14 protein-coding genes are annotated in these 17,269 nt (G+C 50.1%); 5 read left to right on the top strand and 9 right to left on the bottom strand.

What is annotated here, in order from left to right; genetic code table 11:
• Positions 1 to 55: 55 nt before the first annotated feature.
• The 9 genes from ACJJIN_RS08115 to ACJJIN_RS08075 all read right to left on the bottom strand — a co-directional run bounded on the left by ACJJIN_RS08115 (position 56) and on the right by ACJJIN_RS08075 (position 9,100).
• Positions 56 to 391, bottom strand: coding sequence for a TusE/DsrC/DsvC family sulfur relay protein (locus ACJJIN_RS08115; protein ID WP_444897639.1), 336 nt, complete (start codon positions 389 to 391; stop codon positions 56 to 58).
• A gap of 6 nt (positions 392 to 397) precedes the next feature.
• Positions 398 to 691 (bottom strand): sulfurtransferase complex subunit TusB, encoded by a 294-nt coding sequence (gene tusB, locus ACJJIN_RS08110; protein ID WP_444897638.1) that lies wholly within the window; start codon positions 689 to 691, stop codon positions 398 to 400.
• Between the two features lies 1 nt (position 692).
• Positions 693 to 1,055, bottom strand: a complete 363-nt coding sequence (gene tusC / locus ACJJIN_RS08105) for a sulfurtransferase complex subunit TusC (protein ID WP_444897637.1) — start codon at positions 1,053 to 1,055, stop codon at positions 693 to 695.
• A gap of 2 nt (positions 1,056 to 1,057) precedes the next feature.
• The gene (gene tusD, locus ACJJIN_RS08100; protein WP_444897636.1) at positions 1,058 to 1,450 is read right to left on the bottom strand and encodes a sulfurtransferase complex subunit TusD; all 393 of its coding nucleotides are present in this window, start codon (positions 1,448 to 1,450) and stop codon (positions 1,058 to 1,060) included.
• 65 nt (positions 1,451 to 1,515) lie between these two features.
• On the bottom strand, positions 1,516 to 2,199 hold the full coding sequence (locus ACJJIN_RS08095; RefSeq protein ID WP_444897635.1) for a Bax inhibitor-1/YccA family protein: 684 nt from the start codon (positions 2,197 to 2,199) through the stop codon (positions 1,516 to 1,518).
• Between the two features lie 239 nt (positions 2,200 to 2,438).
• Positions 2,439 to 4,868, bottom strand: a complete 2,430-nt coding sequence (locus tag ACJJIN_RS08090; RefSeq protein ID WP_444897634.1) for an endonuclease/exonuclease/phosphatase family protein — start codon at positions 4,866 to 4,868, stop codon at positions 2,439 to 2,441.
• Between the two features lie 10 nt (positions 4,869 to 4,878).
• The gene (locus ACJJIN_RS08085) at positions 4,879 to 6,153 is read right to left on the bottom strand and encodes a glycosyltransferase (protein WP_444897633.1); all 1,275 of its coding nucleotides are present in this window, start codon (positions 6,151 to 6,153) and stop codon (positions 4,879 to 4,881) included.
• Positions 6,150 to 8,393 carry a glucosidase family protein gene (locus ACJJIN_RS08080; RefSeq protein WP_444897632.1) on the bottom strand — a complete coding sequence of 748 codons (2,244 nt, stop codon included), beginning with the start codon at positions 8,391 to 8,393 and terminating at the stop codon, positions 6,150 to 6,152. The genes ACJJIN_RS08085 and ACJJIN_RS08080 overlap by 4 nt, the downstream gene beginning before the upstream one ends.
• Positions 8,393 to 9,100, bottom strand: a complete 708-nt coding sequence (locus ACJJIN_RS08075; RefSeq protein ID WP_444897631.1) for a TVP38/TMEM64 family protein — start codon at positions 9,098 to 9,100, stop codon at positions 8,393 to 8,395. Before ACJJIN_RS08075 ends, ACJJIN_RS08080 begins: the two co-directional genes overlap by 1 nt.
• Before the next feature lie 367 nt (positions 9,101 to 9,467).
• Between ACJJIN_RS08075 and ACJJIN_RS08070 the strand changes: the two genes are divergently transcribed.
• The 5 genes from ACJJIN_RS08070 (at position 9,468) to ACJJIN_RS08050 (ending at position 17,167) form a co-directional block, all read left to right on the top strand.
• Entirely contained in the window at positions 9,468 to 10,790 is a 1,323-nt protein-coding gene (locus tag ACJJIN_RS08070; protein ID WP_444897630.1) for a TolC family protein, read from the top strand.
• A gap of 3 nt (positions 10,791 to 10,793) precedes the next feature.
• A complete protein-coding gene (locus tag ACJJIN_RS08065) occupies positions 10,794 to 11,903 on the top strand; it encodes an efflux RND transporter periplasmic adaptor subunit (protein WP_444897629.1) in 1,110 nt (369 codons plus the stop codon).
• Between the two features lie 10 nt (positions 11,904 to 11,913).
• Entirely contained in the window at positions 11,914 to 15,594 is a 3,681-nt protein-coding gene (locus ACJJIN_RS08060; protein ID WP_444897628.1) for an efflux RND transporter permease subunit, read from the top strand.
• 222 nt (positions 15,595 to 15,816) lie between these two features.
• The gene (locus ACJJIN_RS08055; RefSeq protein ID WP_444897627.1) at positions 15,817 to 16,083 is read left to right on the top strand and encodes a hypothetical protein; all 267 of its coding nucleotides are present in this window, start codon (positions 15,817 to 15,819) and stop codon (positions 16,081 to 16,083) included.
• A 193-nt stretch (positions 16,084 to 16,276) separates the two neighbouring features.
• A complete protein-coding gene (locus tag ACJJIN_RS08050) occupies positions 16,277 to 17,167 on the top strand; it encodes an AEC family transporter (protein ID WP_444897626.1) in 891 nt (296 codons plus the stop codon).
• Positions 17,168 to 17,269 lie beyond the last annotated feature (102 nt).

The raw sequence follows: 17,269 nt of genomic DNA, 5'->3' as shown, positions 1-17,269 counted from the left end.
TTTAGAGGGGAAACTGACCAGGCTGTATCAAAGTGCGCCTGGCCGGTGGAGAAATTTATAGGCAATTGGTTGGTTTGGGTAAGCCGGCAATTTTACTGGCCACTTTAGCTGGGCTTGGGGGGAAGAGCTGCATCAAGTAAATACTGCGGCCCTTTTCTGCGCCGAGATGCTGGCCAATATATTTCACCAGCGGGCGCATAGCGGGGGAGAGTTCAAACTCGCGGTAGAATTCTTGCAACAGTTCAATAATTTGCCAATGTTCTTCGGTTAGCTTGATGTCCTCAGCACTGGCTAACTGAAGGGCGGCGTCCCGGCTCCAGTCGCTGAGGTTGCGCAGGTAGCCCTCCTTGTCCAAAGGGATTTCCTGGCCATTGATTACTAGGTTGCTCATTTTTTGTTACCGAAACCAGCTGACTATGGGTTGATGCTCGGTACAGAGCTGTACCCAGCGCGCATCATCGATCATTTCCACTCTATCCATGTTTACTGCAAGTTGCTGATGGCCTCGGGCAGTAGCGTCTGCTTCAAGGCAGAAAATTTGGGTACTTGGCACCGTTTCCAGAGCCTCATGCCTCAGCGCATAGACACCATCTTCAATAAGCAGGAGCGAGTCATCCTGAGCAAAAGCACCCAGGCATTCCTTAAGGGCGCTGCTGGTATAAGGGGATTTACTGACAATATGCAAAGTCATATCAGAAACTCAATACGGTGGGGTAGGCGGCGATCAGTGAGCCAGTATCTTTTACGGTTTTAGTTTCTACGCCGGCAACCTGGATCTGTTCCAGGGTGATATTGCGTTCAGCGAGGCTTTTCTCACAAACGAAAAACTGCTCAATGCCAAACATCGGCAGAGCCTGCAAATTGCGTCGTAGGCTTTTCTGGCCGATATCCGCAGGTGATTGCTGGTCCAGCAATTGGAATACCCCATCGCCGAGAAATAGCAGGTCCATGTCCTGTTCCATCGCCGCCGCTGCCAGTACGGCTTCGATACCTTCCCGCGCCAGGGCATTGCCGTAGGGGGCGGTGCGGCATAGGGCCAATGATTTAGTACTCATGCTCAGCCTCCAAAGGTAATCAGGCGATCGGAGTTGGCGACAGCGTCGGTTAGTTGGCCGAGTCCAGCCAGCTCAAAGCCCTCTGCCAAGTTGGCGGCGGGTCTTTCCAGGCGCTTGGCCTCTCTCTGATTCAGCACACCGCGCCGTTGCGCAGCGGCAATACAAACTACCAGGTCCAATTGGTGCTGGTGGCCCAGTGCCTGCCACTCTGAAGTCAGGTCAGTTTCGTCCTGGGGTGGGGCGGCAATGGCATTGCTGTTTTGCACGCCGTCGCAGTAGAAAAACACTCGATAAATTTCGTGGCCTTGCTCTAGAAGGGCTTTGGCAAACCGGAGTGCACTGGATGAAGACTGGGTGCTGTGGGGGGCTGAGTAGATGGCTAGGGAAAACTTCATAGGGGGCCAAATAGTAAAATGCCCCGCGGTGCGGGGCATTGTGACTTGCTCAACAAAGCTGATGCTTAGTCGTCAGAGGATGCGAATCCAAGGATGTGCAGCAGGCTGGTGAACAGGTTGAAGATGTTCAGGTACAGGGAGGCAGTCGCCATCAGGTAGTTGGTCTCGCCACCGTTGATGATGCGGCTGGTGTCGTACAGGATGAAGCCAGACATCAGCAGGGCAACAACGCCGCTCAGGGCTACGCTAAACAGCGGCATGTGGATGCCGAAGAAGCCAGCGATGATAACGCCCAGGAAACATACCAGCACTGCGATCAGGCCAACGGCCAGGAAGCCGCCCATAAAGCTGAAGTCTTTGCGGGTAGTCAGTACGTAGGCAGACAGGGCAAAGAAGATCAGGGCAGTGGTGCCCAGGGCTTGCATAACGATCTGACCGCCGCCAGCCATGCCCAGGTAGTGGTTAAGCAATGGGCCAATGGAGGCACCCAGCAAGCCGGTAAATGCGAATACAACACCAACGCCTGCGGCGGAGTTTGCTGTGCGCGGTAATACGAACCAGATGAGGGCCAGGGCTCCCAGGGAGCAGACCAGGCTCATGCCACGACCCATGCCAATAGACATGGAAATACCGGCGGTAATGGCACTGAAGAGAACGGTCATTGCCAGTAGGGCATAGGTATTGCGCAACACCTTCGCCGATTCCGAGCGATCCAGTGCGCGGGTTTGAGTATAAGCTTGCGGTTGCATTTAGCGACTCCTGCTATTAAGTGATAGAAGAATCATATAGCTCGCAGTGGGGACCTTCAAGTCGGGAAAACCCTTTTAGAGTCCGTCTGCCAGTCTCTATGAATTCACAAAAACCCTATATTTTTAAAGGATTTATTCAAATATTCTCCGCTTATTGTGGGGGCTGTGGGGCATTTTTCAAGTGTTATCGCTCGGGTTGGAGGGTGCGAAGAGTGTGGGGCTCGATAAACCGAGATCGATTACTTTCCACCCTTGATGGGTAGGTCGATATCCACGATCAATGGCAGGTGATCTGAGGCTTGGCGGGTCAGCGATGTCCTGGGCACCCGTACCCGTTTCACATTGAGTCCCGCACTTAGGAACATGTGATCAATACGGACCTTTAGGAAGGTCCCTTTGGGGTTGTGGCGGGGCGCCTGTTCCTGGGCATCCCTGAGATAGCCTCCGAGTCGCTTGCACTCGGCAGAGTTGGGTAGCGCGTTGAAGTCTCCCAGTAGCACTCGCTCTCCGGTGCAGCGGGGATTGCTGAGCCATTCGGGGCCGAGAAGGGCATCCACCTGGCGCAGCCGCTCTGCACGGGATAACCCCAGGTGGGTGTTGATAATCTGGATAGGTTTGCCATTGGCCTCGATTTCCACCCAAACAGCTCCACGCGGTTCGTCTGCGGCGGGGTTAAAAAGCCCCCCTTTGCCGGAGGGAGGGCCGGGCAAAATCCCTTTCTTGATGAGCCGGGCGGGGAGATGGGTGAGGATCGCATCACCGTAGCGCTCCTCTTTCATATTTATGGTGGGCTGGAAGTGCAGGTCCATTGCCAGCAGGCGGGCAAGTCTCTCGGCCTGGTCGAGGCCTCCGGTGCGTTTGCGCATGACATCCAGTTCTTGTAATGCCACCACATCCGGGCGATAGCGGGCAATTACCCGGGCAATTCGCTGTGGGGAGAGCTTGCCATCCAGCCCTCGGCAACTGTGCACGTTGTAGGTCATGATGCGCAAAACAGTTTTTGGCATCCTATGGTTATCTACCTTCATGGGGCGGGCGCCACGGAGGTAGGCGCGGGCTGTGGAGCGCAGATCCTGAGGGCGCCAGTAGCCCCGACTGGGGTCTGGGGGCTGGATATCCTCTGGCATCAGGGCGAAGGCATGGGTCTCATTGGGGCCAGAGCCGCCGTGACTGCCATTTTCCATGGCGAAAGTCATGGGTTGCCGCATACCGGCACACCAGCCGTACATCATAAAGTCGCCAGAGTCCGGGTGCCGGCACAGGCTGGCCATATCCTCTGCGGCTTCAACCGGGTAGGGGTGTTCGTCCCCCATCAATTTGCGGCCGTCTTCAGGAAGCTTGATGGGGCCATCTTTCCACCACCCATGCACTGGTGAGGAAGCGGGGGAGGATGGGTCTTCCAGATAGAGTACTAGGGGCACTTTGGCTTGCTCCACCATCCTTTTGGCGGCATCTGCCCGGCTGGTACCGTTCAGATCAATGTTGTACAGCATCGCGATTGGGCCCAGGGCCGCTATGGCAGTAGGCGTTCTATCGCCCTCTTGCGTGGACTCCTCCTCGATGCTGCTTTTGTCCATCCACTCACTGCCGAACAGGCGAGCTCTTTCGAAGCGGACTTTTTTGGGGATAGTGGTAGATTTGATCTTCGGCGCTGAAGGTAAATTGGATAGAGCTTCCGAGAGGGCATCGCCAAGACTGCGCCCGTTGACCTCTTCATAGGCCACTGTTTGTTCCTGGCCGTGGTCTGAAAAAATCCATACGTCGTAGTGCCGTCGCTCAGAGCCGTGAGCGGCCTTCCAGATTTTGGCTATCGCACTGTCTATCCCCTTCAATACCCAGTGGGCAAAGGCCGATTGCGGCCCGCGCCGGTGGGACTGCTCATCGTAACCGAGCAGGTTGATATATATAATCGGCAGGCCGCGGGTGATATCAACTTTCACCCCCATGGTGCACAGCTCTCTAGTGAGAATGGTGATGCCGACCCTTGTGGGGATAAACATCAATTCCTTAAGTAGGTTTTGGCCGCCGATTATCCCGCGCACGCAATCGACTAGAGATAAAACCAGCTCGATCAAAATTAACGCGGTAGTGCGAACAAGGCTCCAAATATTGGTGACAATCAGAATGGCGATTGCCATGGGGCTGGCTTCGCGCAGGGCCGGGCCCCATCCCTGGTCGGCGGGGCAGAAGTGCGCTTCACCGGTTTTTGTGCCGGCTTTAAATAGGCTGAGATAACAGCTGCCCCCACGCAACAGTGGATCGCGGTGTTGAGTCTTAATTCTTTTTTCGACCAGGGCGGCAACCTCAGGATCGTACATCCGTCCGAGTTTTTGCGTTTCGTGGACGAGGAAGCCAAATGCAGGTACGGCCTGGCGTACTCCATAAAAAAGTTCGGCTTGAACCGCAGGGGTTGTCGATGGGACTCCTGGGTACATATGCTCAAGGCGATAGTGCTCTTTTCTGATTAGCCGCTTCAGAAATGGCATTCGCCCTCGGGCCAGTGCTTTGAGAAGTTCGGGGTAGGCCAGTCCGTCAATCTGGATCAAAATTAGCCCCGGGGCATGGGGGCTATTTGGGTTGGTGGATAGTCCGAGTAAGCGAGTAATCCACTCACTGCGACTGAGTCGGCGGCGCCAGCGTCTGATTGATAGTCCGATACGGCTTAACATAGTTTCTGGACTAACGCTTAGGTGGTTGATTCAAGGCTGCGCCTGCGGCTTCTGTGAAGCCCTCAAAAATCTCCCACTGTATGGTGATTAATTTTCCAGTGCGTATACATCGCGCATAAATAGAGTTATCAAGCGGCCAGTTGTAGTGCACGAGGGGTTGATAGAGATCCAGTGCTCGCTGGGCGCAACTATTCATGGAAAAATCCTGGGCCGTAATTCTGGCTTCCCTAATCATCTGCTGGCGGCGGTCATCAGGCAGGTTGTGGAACCAACGTATCGCGGCGACAAAATCATTGAGCGATTCTTTGGTTACCAGGCAGCCGTTAATACCTTGCTTCAATATATCTCTCGATCCATTGGCTTCCAGGGCGATCACGGGAACTCCAGAGGCCATTGCCTCAGACAGCACTAGACCTTGGGTTTCAGTGGTGGAAGTAAATAGAAAGGTGTCCATTGCGCTGTAAATATCCCGGCGGGCATCACCAATGACTTTCCCTGGCATATGTACACGTTGCATTAATTTTTTGTCGGTAAAAAACTGCTGAAGCTGGTCTTCCAGTGGGCCGCTGCCAGCGAGAAGAAAGTGTGCGAATGGATATTCCTGTAAAAATTTGGCGACGGCCTGACAAAGAAAAACCAGGTTTTTTTCCTTCCCAAAGCGGCCCAAGTGTCCCAACAAGAATGCTGATGCGGGTATTTTCAGTTTTTTCCTGAGCTTACTTCCCTCTCCATGGGCGTATTGCTCTGGGTGTACTCCCGTAGGGACTTCCGCGATTGGAGTTTGTACCCCTCGCTCCCGGAGAAGTCTCACAACACTCAGGCTTGGGGCCAGGACCAGATTAGCTTTATTGGCGAAGCGGGTGGCAACTTCCATTACAAAGCGTTTGAGTGCTTGTGAATCTCCCATCAAGTTGTGGGTGTAGTGTTCGTACAATGTGTGATGGGTAAAAACGAGCGGTAGCTCGCGCTCTCGCGAAAGACGTAGGGCTGTCAGTCCCAGGAGAAAAGGGTGGTGGGCATGAAGGATATCCGGACGGAATTTATCCAGCGCATCATTCAAGACGCCTGAGAATGGCAGTGCCATGGAAAAGTCGGTGCCATTAAAATTCTGGATTGAGTGAATTCTCAGAACATGTTCTTCATCGTCAGACTTTTGCGGGAACTCGGGTGCGATGACCAGTACTTTGTGCCCACGTTTGCGATATTCCTCACTGAACGCGGCGACGGAGTGCGCAACGCCGCCCACGTGAGGCAAGTAGGTGTTGGTGAGCATCACGATATTCACTTGGGGCTCAACTCCACACTCTGTGATTCGTCGGTGATCAGCACTGGCCGGAAGCCGATGGCCTTAATGGCGATAGGTGGGGGCTTACCATGCCAATCGGCAGCCCAAGAGACCGTTGGCGTGGAGCCTGGTTGAATCTCCAGGGTGACCGAGCCAAACCGGGTTGGCGCGGGCCCAAAGCGGATGGGCTGATCTGAGTCAGTACCTTTGAGCCACTCGGGGGGAAGCCCGGAGATGAGAACCAGAGCGTCCTGCTCTTCGCGGACAAAGCAATTGCGTTGCATCGCCACCCACTCAGCCGCTGCCCAGGCGTGCTGTCCATCCCCCATGCATCCGCCGAGAGAATGGGGGTGGATGGCTTCCGGCCATTGCCCTGTTGGCGATGCCAGTTCTGCCACACTGCGCATAAGGTCAATACAACGGGCATCTCCAGCGCGAAGCAGTACCTGGGCAATGTGGAGAGTGAGGTAGGCGTTAATGCCGGAATGGATCATGTCCTGGAAAAACCCGCCGCTCACAAAGCACTTTTCCATCAGGTATTCCGCCAGGTCTACCAACCTCGGGTCCTCTGGTGGGTAGAGTTGCAAGGGATAGCCTGCGGCGATCGACCCTACGGCACCGGCATCCAGGCGCCGGTTTGGTGAGGCTGGCATCGCGGGGCGGCCCAGACGGTCCTGTGCATCCTGCAAGCTTTGATCAATAGTGCTCTGGAAGTCGCTGGCCGCGGTATTGAAGCGATGGGCGTTGTCATCCATACCTTCGCGCGTGCAAATACTGGCGGCACTCTGCAGACCGGCGACGCCCCAGAAGTCGTCCCAGTAGTAGCAGTCGTTGGGCCCCAGGTGTTCTGCACTGAATCCCGCAGGGAGCAGGCCCCCACAGGGGCTGCCATCATTCGGAAGGCGCTTGTTGATAATCCATTTGGCACCCCTGACGACAGGTTCACACCACGGCTGCTTTAAGGGTTTGCCGGTTAATTCACAATAGAGGTTGAAGATCCACAGGGCTTCACCATTGGAGTCCCACTCGCCGTCCTGGGAGTGAAAAAAACCATCCCGCTTTTGCCGGTGGGGAAATTGCTCCAGAGCTCTTTCTGCGCGGTTTGTCAGTCCGGCATAAAGCAGCGATTGAATCATAAATGCCGCGTCCCGAAACCAAAACCGCTTGTAGGTGTAAGGCCCCGGGTAGACATCTTTGGGAGAGTGGAGAATAAGGGTGCGTATTGCCGAGTCGTAGAGAAACTGAAATTTTTCGTCGGGAACAGTCAGGGCGCAGTGACCTTCCAGGACGTGTTCCCAGCACAGGGGAGAGCGCTGTTTACTCTCCTCTGTAACCAGTGGAATAGCAACTTCAACCTTGCGGGATTTTCGGTCTTCGATACGAAACATAGCGGCCGCAGAGGCCATGCCAATATCGCAGAGCCCCTCGCGATTGCTTTCCTTGTCCCGGAGATGGAGGTAGATATCGCCCCGCTTGTAATTGGATGCCAGGTGTTTGTCTACCGGCTGGCTGAACTCTACGGCGGCCTTGTCTTCAATAAGCCAATTGCGCCCGCTATCGCCCAGGCGAACCTTGTGAACAAAGCTGACGCCCTCAGGATTGCAGGGGCGCAAGACCACCATTAGCCAGCCGCCTCCCGGGCATTGGGCATTGAGTTCAAGCACACAGCGGGGATGGCCTTGGAGCAGGCTTGCTGAGGCCCTATTGTGCAACTTCAGACCCCGACGATGGGATTCGGTGACTATCGCAATATCATCTCCCAGCTCCTGGTGCTGGTTGCAGAAGCCGAGGGTGGAAGGCGTTAGCTCTTCACCGCTATCACTGATGACCCAGACATCAATAGACCAGCCATCGTAGTGAGGTGTAAGCAGGCCTCGGGGGTCGACAATCGGCAGTTCTTCGCAGTCGGGTATACCTACAGCGGTCCAATTGCGGTGGCTCAAATTGCAGTGGCTAATGGAAAAAGCCCGAGGGATAAACGACTTGTCATAGGGGTCGAACTGGCGCTGAATCCAGTAGGGCCACACCCAGTCCAGGTTGTGTTGTATGACTTTACTGTTGATCAGTGCTCGAGCGTGAAATACCGCCCCTGCGCGTAGCAGCTCGATGGGTTCACTCACCTCTGAAGGCTCGGCAAAGCGCTGTAAGTGCGCCATCAAAGTGAGTGGATCAAGGAAACCGTGAGCGGTGGCAAAGCGGCGTACGAAGAAGCGCCAGGGTAGCCATTTCATCCAAGGCATCAGAGGTCCTCTTCTTTAATAATTCTTTTCAAAGCTCGGCGAGCCATTCGGGTGAGCCCGATGAGTGCAATGACTGCCAGGGCGAATCCGGCAATATAAAATCCCCATTGAACGGGAGTCCGTTCCTCAACCTTGCCCAGGGAAGTGAGGTCTGCAGCGATGGAGCCGATGTAAACGTTGTGCAATGTAAGGGGGATAATTCCAAGGAAATTTCCGATCACAAAGTCACGCAGTCGAACTGGAGTCAGTCCAAAGAAGTAGTTCGACAACTTGAAGGGAAATAGGGGAACCAGTCGGGTCAACATAATCATTTGCCAGCCCTCGCGACGAATCACTTCGCCAACAGTCGCGGGCTTGATATGAGACATAACCCACCGAGAAGGCTTCTCGCCGAGAAGGTAGCGGGCAATAAGAAATGCGAGGGTTGCCCCAAGTACGGTGCCGGCAATAACCAGTAGAGTTCCTTTTATAACGCCAAATACGAACCCCGCCCCCATGGTAAAAATGACGCCAGGAAGTAAAAAGACGATTGCTGCGGCCACAATTAAGATAAATAGCAAACTTGTCTGCCAGCCCTGCTCATTGAGCCACTGCATCAGCTCAATAATCTGATCATCCAGGTCAAAATAAACCAATAAGCTCAACACCCCAGCCACGGCGATAGTGCAAACCGCGAGAATCAATAGAGGAATAAACTTCACCGCCATAGGGTTTTCCACGGAACCAAAGAAATACGGTTTTGATTGCCGCCATTAACTAGCCTAGCTAAAGGATCGCGACAGGTGATGCTTCTTTATGGCGTCTACACAGTTTCTGTTCGTAAAAATGATGGGAGGGGGCTGCCCGCTCTAAGAGGTGCTGGTGTTTTCGAAAATGAATCTCTAGTCGCCAGTCGGTGGAATATAAACTTACTAAGTTATTAAAAATATGAATATTGTCCAAGGGGATAAATAGGAATCCGCCAGTCTGGGGCCAGCAGTCCGGCCAGTGGCTGTCAACAGATATACTTACTCGATCCTAAATTTATTTGCGCAGTGAGCAGATTTAAATTGTTGCTGGAAATAGAGGTGGCCGTTGTTCGAGTGCGCGCTCGCAATACTGCTGACTGGCGGCGGAGCCTGGAGCTATGCCAGCGAGCCGGTTTTGACCCTGGAAGATGCCGTCGATTTGGCAGTGACAGCTAATTTACGGGTTCAGGCGGCTGCGCTTGAAGTTAATGAGGTTTGGGATGACGTCGAGGCATTAAAAACAAAGCGCTATCCCCGGCTGGAAATGAATGCAGGGATAATCGACAACCTAACACGCCAGAGGTACACCTTTGATCGTGGCGTTTTTGTGCAGAATTCTCCGATAGGCCCTATCCCCCCTAGGGATATAGAGATCACATCAGAGGAAGGTGTGACCAAGACCTTCTCCGTCAGCGCGACTCAACCTATCACACAGTTGTACACCATAGAGCTAGAGATTTGTGAGGGCTACGTTGTCACTGAAATGGCAGAGCAAAAGGTTCGCTTGGTGCAGCAGGATATAGGCTACCTCACCAAGATCCAGTATTTTGAAATTGGCAGAATCCTTGGTGATTTACAGGCCGTAGATGAAGCCATTATCTTCCTTACCTCATTGAGTGAACTTGTAGGGAATTATGTTGCACAACAAGTTGCCCTCGAGTATGAACTTTTGGATGTGCGAGCACGCCTGGCCCAGCGCAGGCTGGAGCGCCAGCGCCTTACCGATGAGATGGCGACAGCGAAGGAGCGTCTCAATGCGTTGATGGCCCGGGATGTTGAGACCCCCTTCAATATTCAGAGCCTTCCAAACCCACATCATTTAGCGTTCGATGTCGAAACCTCTTTAGGGCTTGCCTTTGAGCAGCGTCCAGATCTCGCGGAATCAGAGTTGTCGATTGAGCGGGCTGAATATAGCTACGATGTGAAAAAGTCCGAGTACATCCCCGATATCGATTTGAATATTGAGTACCTAAAGCTCTATGACGTCAGGTTGATACCCGATGCCGAAGCTTTTATTGCCCTGGAAATGCGCTGGGAGTTTTTTGATTGGGGGCGGAAACGGGATGAACTGTCCAGTCGTGCCAATAAAATTCTTGAAGCGGAAAAAAAGTCTGAAGAGGTTCGAAATCGAATAGAAATAGAGGTTCGTGAGAGTTTGCGTCGCTTGCGTACTTCTCAGGAGTCTGTGGGGGTTGCGCGGGAATTACAGGCAGCTTATAGGGAGAAAGTGCGGGTAATGACAAATCGTTACCGCGAGCAAGCTGCCGTCCTGAGTGATGTCCTGGAGGCGGAGAAGCAGCTTTTTCGTGCGAATAGCGACTACAACCGCGCGGTACTGTCTGTATGGGGAACCCTGGCTGAATATGAAAGGTCGGTGGGGGAGGTGTGATAAATGCGCGTTATCAGCCTCTGTATTATCGCTATATTTGTGGTGGTTGGTGGTTGCCACCGCCAACCACCGGAAAGAAAGCCTACGCCGGTGGAAGTTTTTGTTGCCCGCTCGCAAGACGCTGCAGCTGGTTATCCCTACTCTGCAGTCGTCAATCCTTATACGCAAGTTGATGTAGCATTTCGTACAGAGGGCTATGTACGTGTAATACCCTCGCGAAAGGCACTCGGGCAGACTCGTTTGCTGCAAGGAGGGGATTACGTTAAACGCCATGAAGTATTGGCGAAGATTGATGACGAGCAATATAGAGATCGCGTGGTGGAATCCGCTGCAAATGTGAGTAAAGCAGAAGCAGAGAGGCGTAAAGCTGACCTAAATTACAAACGGGCAACTGCGCTTTTTGCCACTGCTAGTATTACCGCGCCTGATTATGATTCAGCCAGGGAAGAGTATGAAATTGCGCAGGCGGCAGTAGTTGGCAGTAAGGCCCATTTGGACAGGGCAGAGGAAGAGTTACGAGATACCGTACTGCGCTCTCCGCTGACTGGAATTATCCTGCAGCGTAACATAGAGGTGGGCACATTGGTTCACTCGCAGTCGGTTGGCTTCGTTGTGGCTGATATTTCCCGCGTTAAGGTTGTATTTTCCGTACCGGACATCGTGTTGAGTTATGCTCCACTGGGCAGTGTGGTGTCATTGCGTACAGAGTCTTTACCAGACCTTACATTCAAGGGCATGATCACTGAAGTTTCGCCCATGGCTGATCCCCGCACCAGAGTTTTCGCAATTACGGTCACTGTTGACAATCCAAAAGCGCAATTACGGGTAGGAATGATTATGTCTTTGGCCCTGGATAAAATACCGATACCTCCAGATAGGGTCGTCATACCGCTCTCATGTTTAGTAGCTCATCCTGGTAAATCTAAAGGATTCGCTGTATTTGTGCTGGAAAGAGACAAGGAATTATTGCGAGCAAAACTAAGAAAAGTGCTCCCGGGGCAAGTGGTTGGCAATGATATTGTCATTATCCAGGGGTTAACTGAGGGCGAGGAGGTTGTATCAACTGGTGCTGCCCAGCTCAGAGATGGGGAAGCTATAATTGTCGTGCCTTGAGGGCTAGGGAATGACAGATCAGGAAGAAAAAAGACAGGCAGAAATTATTGAGGCGGAAAGTCACCACCGTTTCAATACTGCTCGTTTTTTTGTAGACAACCCGAGTATTTCCGCTGCATTGCTGGTCACTATCCTGGTATGGGGGGTAGTTGCTTATCTCTTTATGCCGAAAAGCAAAGATCCAGATATTCCTGTGCGTATTGCTGTAGCAACAACTCATTGGCGTGGACAATCTGCAGTAAGAGTTGAAGAGTTGGTAACTCGAAAAGTTGAAGAGGCGATAGCGCAGAGTGAATATCTCCACGAGCCGGATTCACGGACCTTTGCAATAAAGTCCCTTACATTAAATGGTGTCTCTATAGTACAAGCGCAGTTAGCACCGAAAACCGATGTCACCAAGGCATTTAATGATCTAAATCTGAAGCTGATTGATGCTCAGCAGCAATTACCATCTGGAGCTAGCAAAATTTCTCTGAACTCGGAGTTTGGTGATACTGCAGCTATATTACTCAGTGTTGCTAGTCCCCGTGCAGGGCCAACTGAAATTACATTGCGTGCGGAGGATATTAGGGAAGGTATTTCAGAGGTTCGAGGGCAAGAGTCAAATAGTAAGGGACGGGTGAGTATTGTTGTTGCCCTTCCTTTGTCTTTAGCAGATACGTACTCTGCTACAGGCCTATGGATTTTTGCTAACTGGCTGGAGGCCCAAGGATACGGAACGAATTTTGAAGTATTAAATGGGGCTGGCTACCTTGGGGTGGATTTTTTATCTGATAAAAGTAACAGTGAAATACTAGCGGCTACAAAGCTCTACCTATCCGATAGGCTAAGTGCCCAGCGCTTTTTTCCCGATGCTTGGGACCCTTTCGTAGTTCGTAACCTGGCCAATACTCGTGACAATTTAATGAAAGTGGCAGGTGCGAAATATAGCTATCGTCAACTTGATGATTTCTCTGATCTTATTGCAGCAAATATAAGAGCCATTCCTGAAGTGAAAAGGGTGTTAAGAACTGGCGTACTCACCCAAGAAGTGAAGCTGCTGTATTCGCAGGAGAGGTTGGCCTCCTATGGGCTGCGACCGGATATGATTGCCCCTATTCTAAATTCCCGCAATACAACTATTCCCGGCGGCACCATTATTTCGGATGATTTGGGTATCGCGATTATGCCCAGTGGTGAATTTAATAACCATGAAGAAATTGCCAATGTCCCGGTAGCTTTGAGTGATACAGGAACGCCGGTGTATTTGCGAGGAATTGTCGATATTATTATGGGGTATCAAGCACCACCGCCCCTGTTAAATTACTATGTAAATAAAGATGAAAATGGAGAGTGGCAGCGTAGCCGCAGCATAAATCTCTCTGTGCAGATGTTGGATGGTAAACAAATAGGCGAGCTTGGTCGCAATGTTAGCACAGTCTTGGAAAAGGTTAAGGTTGATTTACCAAAAGACCTTATTATTGAAAGAGTTTCTGATCAGCCGCGTCAAGTGCGAGAGAGTGTAAGCCTCTTTCTAGAAGCTTTGATAGAGGCAATTATTTTAGTGGTGATAATTGCGTTTATCGGGTTTTCAGATTGGAGATCTGCTGTACTGTTAATGATATCTATACCAGTAACACTGACAATGACCTTTGGATTTATGCAACTGCTGGGGATTGATATTCAACAGGTGTCAATTGCTGCGTTAATAATAGCTCTGGGCCTTTTGGTAGATGATCCAGTAGTTGCGAGTGACGCGATTAAACGACAAATGGCATCCGGTAAACCCTCTATTATTGCTGCTTGGTTGGGCCCAACTTTGCTGGCTAAGGCGATTTTCTTTGCGACATTGACAAATATTGTTGCGTATTTGCCGTTTTTATTGCTAACGGGTAACCAGGGGGATTTTCTGCATAGTCTTCCTATTGTGATGGTTTGTGCTTTGGTTGCATCCCGCATTGTTTCCATGACATTTATCCCTTTTCTTGGGAATACGTTATTACGCCCGCCGGACCAAACGGAGCGCAGCTTGGAGGTGCGGCGGAAAGAGGGGCTTACCGGGCACTACTACCGAACAGCAGATTGGGCTATAAGTAACAGAAAGATTGTTATATTAATTGCTTTAGGCATCCTTGTATTGGGTGTTGTTATAAAAAGCCAGTTGAGGAATGCATTCTTTCCCGCTGATGTTCAGTATTTATTTTATGTTGATGTCTGGTTGCAAAATGATGCGAGTATTGATGCAACGGATAATGTAGCAAAGGTCGCAGAGGAAATAATTAGAGAAACTATCGAAGAGTATCAGCGGGAGTATGTAAAAAATAGTGATGGACCCATATTGGAGGGGATTAGCAGCACTTTAGGTGGCGGGGCGCCACGTTTTTGGTACACCTCTAATCCTCAACAAAAGCAATCCAATTATGGGCAGATTATCGTTCGATTAAGTGATAAGTATCTGACACCTATTCTAGTTCCAATTATCCAGGCTGCTCTTTCTGAACGAATCCCTGGAGCGGAGTTAGATGTTCGCCAGCTACAAACAAGTACTGTTGATCACCCTGTTGAGATAAGAGTTTCTGGGCGAGTTGCTGTTGGGTCTTTGGAGGAGGAGAAGGATATAGCACTTCTGCGAGAATATGCTGCAAAAGTTAAAGAAATTATTGAGAAATCTCCTTATGCTCGTGTGGTTCGCGCTGATTGGGCAGGAAAAAGTCTAGTAATGAATATGAATGTGCTAGAAGATCGAGCTGAGATGTCGGGCGTAACCAATGCTGATATCGCTCTGGCATCGTCTTCTGGTTTCACCGGGTCCACGGTGGATACCCTGCGTCAGGGAGACAAGGAAATACCTATTGTTGCCCAGCTTCGATTGGCGGAGCGTGGGCAGTTGGAGGATGTTAATAATTTATATGTGTTTGCATCTGATAGCGATATTCATATCCCTTTGCGACAAGTTGCAACTACGTCCATTCTCTTTTCGACAGAACGAATATATAGGTTGGAAAAATTCCGAACGATTACAGTATATGCATTTCCATATTCCGGGTTCATTTCATCAGATATTATGTCTGGTATTCAAAAAGAGTTAAAAGAACTCTCAAATTCTTTGCCTGCTGGATATCAATTGCAGATATCTGGAGATGCAGCCAGTACTCGTCATGGATTCTTGCAATTACTAATGATCATGGCTGTTTCCTCCAGTGCAATATACCTAGCTTTGGTATTCCAATTTAGTAGTTTGATAAAGCCTCTGGTAGTGTTCGCCACGGTTCCATTAGGTATGGTGGGTGCACTAGTAGCGTTGTTTATATCTGGTCAGCCATTTGGATTTATGGCGTTTTTAGGGATAGTGAGTCTAATAGGCGTCATTGTCAGTCATATTATTGTCCTATTTGATTTTATTGAGATGCGTCATACTGCAGGAGATTCGCTTCGTCAGGCATTACTTGATGCAGGTATTCTTAGACTGCGCCCCATTTTAATCACTATTGCGGCAACTACCTTCGCCTTGATCCCCTTAGCTATTCACGGAGGTCCCCTCTGGCGGCCATTATGTTTTGCGCAAATTGGCGGCCTTATCTTGGCCACTTTTGGAACACTATTTTTGGTGCCGGTCATCTATACAACTATGGTAGAGGACTTAAAATGGATTAAGTGGATTGAGCGTAAGCCAAAGAAAGGGAGCGATCCCAGTGACTTGGTGACTACCTAAGTCATGTTTTCCCTTCCCTGGGGAATGCTGTAGAGATTCGATGACGCCTTCAGGTAGTAATACTATTGGCAAGAAGGAAATGGCTACTTACTGAATATCGGTTGTAAATTACCACTGATATACTCCGAGAATTGTCGCTTAATACAGCGCAGCTGGACAGTGAAAAGACTATGTTTTGATCCTGCAACCTCGACAACTGCTAGGATCAAAATGCGTCTATTAATGAAAATCCTGATACCGGCAAAGGCCGGCAACAAGTCCATTGCTGATGATAGTATGTCTGTGGCGATGAATGATTTTATCGCTTCAGCCAATCCTGAGGCTTCCTACTTCTTTTTGGAGCAAGGAAAGCGTGCAGCAATTTTTATCTTTGAAGAGAACTGTCAAGATCAGCTGATGACCTATAATGAAAAATTTTTTGCGGCCTTTGATGCTGAAATATGGATCACTCCGACCTTAAACCTTAAGGAGTTGCAGTTGAATTTATAGGCATTTTTTATGGTTGCAGTTTCTGACTTGAAAATCTGTCAGAACATCGCAATTTTGCCTGCTTAATTCTGTGGGATATTAGAAGGTAAATATATTATCGATTTTTTTGTGTGTTCTGGTGGAGCTGTCAGCGTATTAAAGGGGTGCTTGTTACGCAGTGCTGAGAAGTAGGGCAGAGGGAGTTTGATGTTCGATGAGAACCCTATTTGAGAACGTATTTGAAGTTATTATTCCCGTATTTATCTGCGTTCTTATTGGATACCTGTTTGCAGCAAGTAAGCAAGAATTAAATTCCAAAATGGTATCCAAATTAATGGCCCATATTGGTTATCCGGCGCTGATATTGGATCATATGCTGGGCCAGCAGATCGTATTGGGTAGATTTCTATGGATGCTGTTGGCCGCCTTCCTGATGTACTCGTTGATGTCAGTGCTAGCCCTTCTATTCTTATCTTTATTTAGGCAAAATATACGTACTTACTTTTCTTGTCTAAGTATGAACAATGTAGGCAACATTGGCCTCGCAGTATGTGCGTTAGCATTTGGACATGCGGGAGTTCTATACGGAATTGCTTTTGTTGTTGTGGGAATGATTTTTTTCTTTGTGGTTGCTCCTGGAGTAACATCGGGTAGCTGGTCGGCCAAGGAAATTATGCTTAGCCCAGCAATTTACAGTGTGGTTTTTTCTATAGTCGCATTGATTTTCAATATAAGTTTACCAAAGCCCGTTATGTCATCTCTTAATATTTTGGGCGGTATGGCAATCCCTCTAATGTTGTTGACCCTCGGACATAGCTTGGCCCAAATTAAGCTGGGTGATACTAAGATTGGATTGGTCTTTGCTATTGGGCACATAATTCTCGGTGGCGCCGTCGCGCTTATTTTGACAAATCTGTTTAACTTTACGGGTGCTATGCGAGGGGTGCTTATTCTGCAATCCCTTATGCCATGCGCTGTTAGTACTTACCTCTGGATATCTATTTATCGCCCCCAAGATACCCCGAAGATATCCGGTATTATTTTCCTCTCAACTATTATGAGCATTTTTATTTTGCCTGTTGTGTTGACTTATTGGGTACAGTAGTTCATAGCTAGTGCCTGAGCTTCAGGCTATTTGGGAGTGATAAGGTGGTTCACTAAACTTCTGTGTGTTGTTCATTTGGCCTTCACAGTACGGAATTCACAG

It is taken from the genome of Microbulbifer maximicatervae (SeqCode) (assembly GCF_052467505.1).
The sequence above is the reverse complement of the archived record's forward strand: the minus strand, read 5'-3'. Positions and strand labels throughout refer to the sequence as shown.

What these genes read in the sequence shown, in the direction of transcription:
- ACJJIN_RS08115 (WP_444897639.1), bottom strand. Translation starts at nt 391, where the DNA reads ATGAGCAACCTAGTAATCAATGGCCAGGAAATCCCTTTGGACAAGGAG.
- tusB (WP_444897638.1), bottom strand. Translation starts at nt 691, where the DNA reads ATGACTTTGCATATTGTCAGTAAATCCCCTTATACCAGCAGCGCCCTT.
- tusC (WP_444897637.1), bottom strand. Translation starts at nt 1,055, where the DNA reads ATGAGTACTAAATCATTGGCCCTATGCCGCACCGCCCCCTACGGCAAT.
- tusD (WP_444897636.1), bottom strand. Translation starts at nt 1,450, where the DNA reads ATGAAGTTTTCCCTAGCCATCTACTCAGCCCCCCACAGCACCCAGTCT.
- ACJJIN_RS08095 (WP_444897635.1), bottom strand. Translation starts at nt 2,199, where the DNA reads ATGCAACCGCAAGCTTATACTCAAACCCGCGCACTGGATCGCTCGGAA.
- ACJJIN_RS08090 (WP_444897634.1), bottom strand. Translation starts at nt 4,868, where the DNA reads ATGTTAAGCCGTATCGGACTATCAATCAGACGCTGGCGCCGCCGACTC.
- ACJJIN_RS08080 (WP_444897632.1), bottom strand. Translation starts at nt 8,393, where the DNA reads ATGCCTTGGATGAAATGGCTACCCTGGCGCTTCTTCGTACGCCGCTTT.
- ACJJIN_RS08075 (WP_444897631.1), bottom strand. Translation starts at nt 9,100, where the DNA reads ATGGCGGTGAAGTTTATTCCTCTATTGATTCTCGCGGTTTGCACTATC.
- ACJJIN_RS08065 (WP_444897629.1), top strand. Translation starts at nt 10,794, where the DNA reads ATGCGCGTTATCAGCCTCTGTATTATCGCTATATTTGTGGTGGTTGGT.
- ACJJIN_RS08060 (WP_444897628.1), top strand. Translation starts at nt 11,914, where the DNA reads ATGACAGATCAGGAAGAAAAAAGACAGGCAGAAATTATTGAGGCGGAA.
- ACJJIN_RS08055 (WP_444897627.1), top strand. Translation starts at nt 15,817, where the DNA reads ATGAAAATCCTGATACCGGCAAAGGCCGGCAACAAGTCCATTGCTGAT.
- ACJJIN_RS08050 (WP_444897626.1), top strand. Translation starts at nt 16,277, where the DNA reads ATGAGAACCCTATTTGAGAACGTATTTGAAGTTATTATTCCCGTATTT.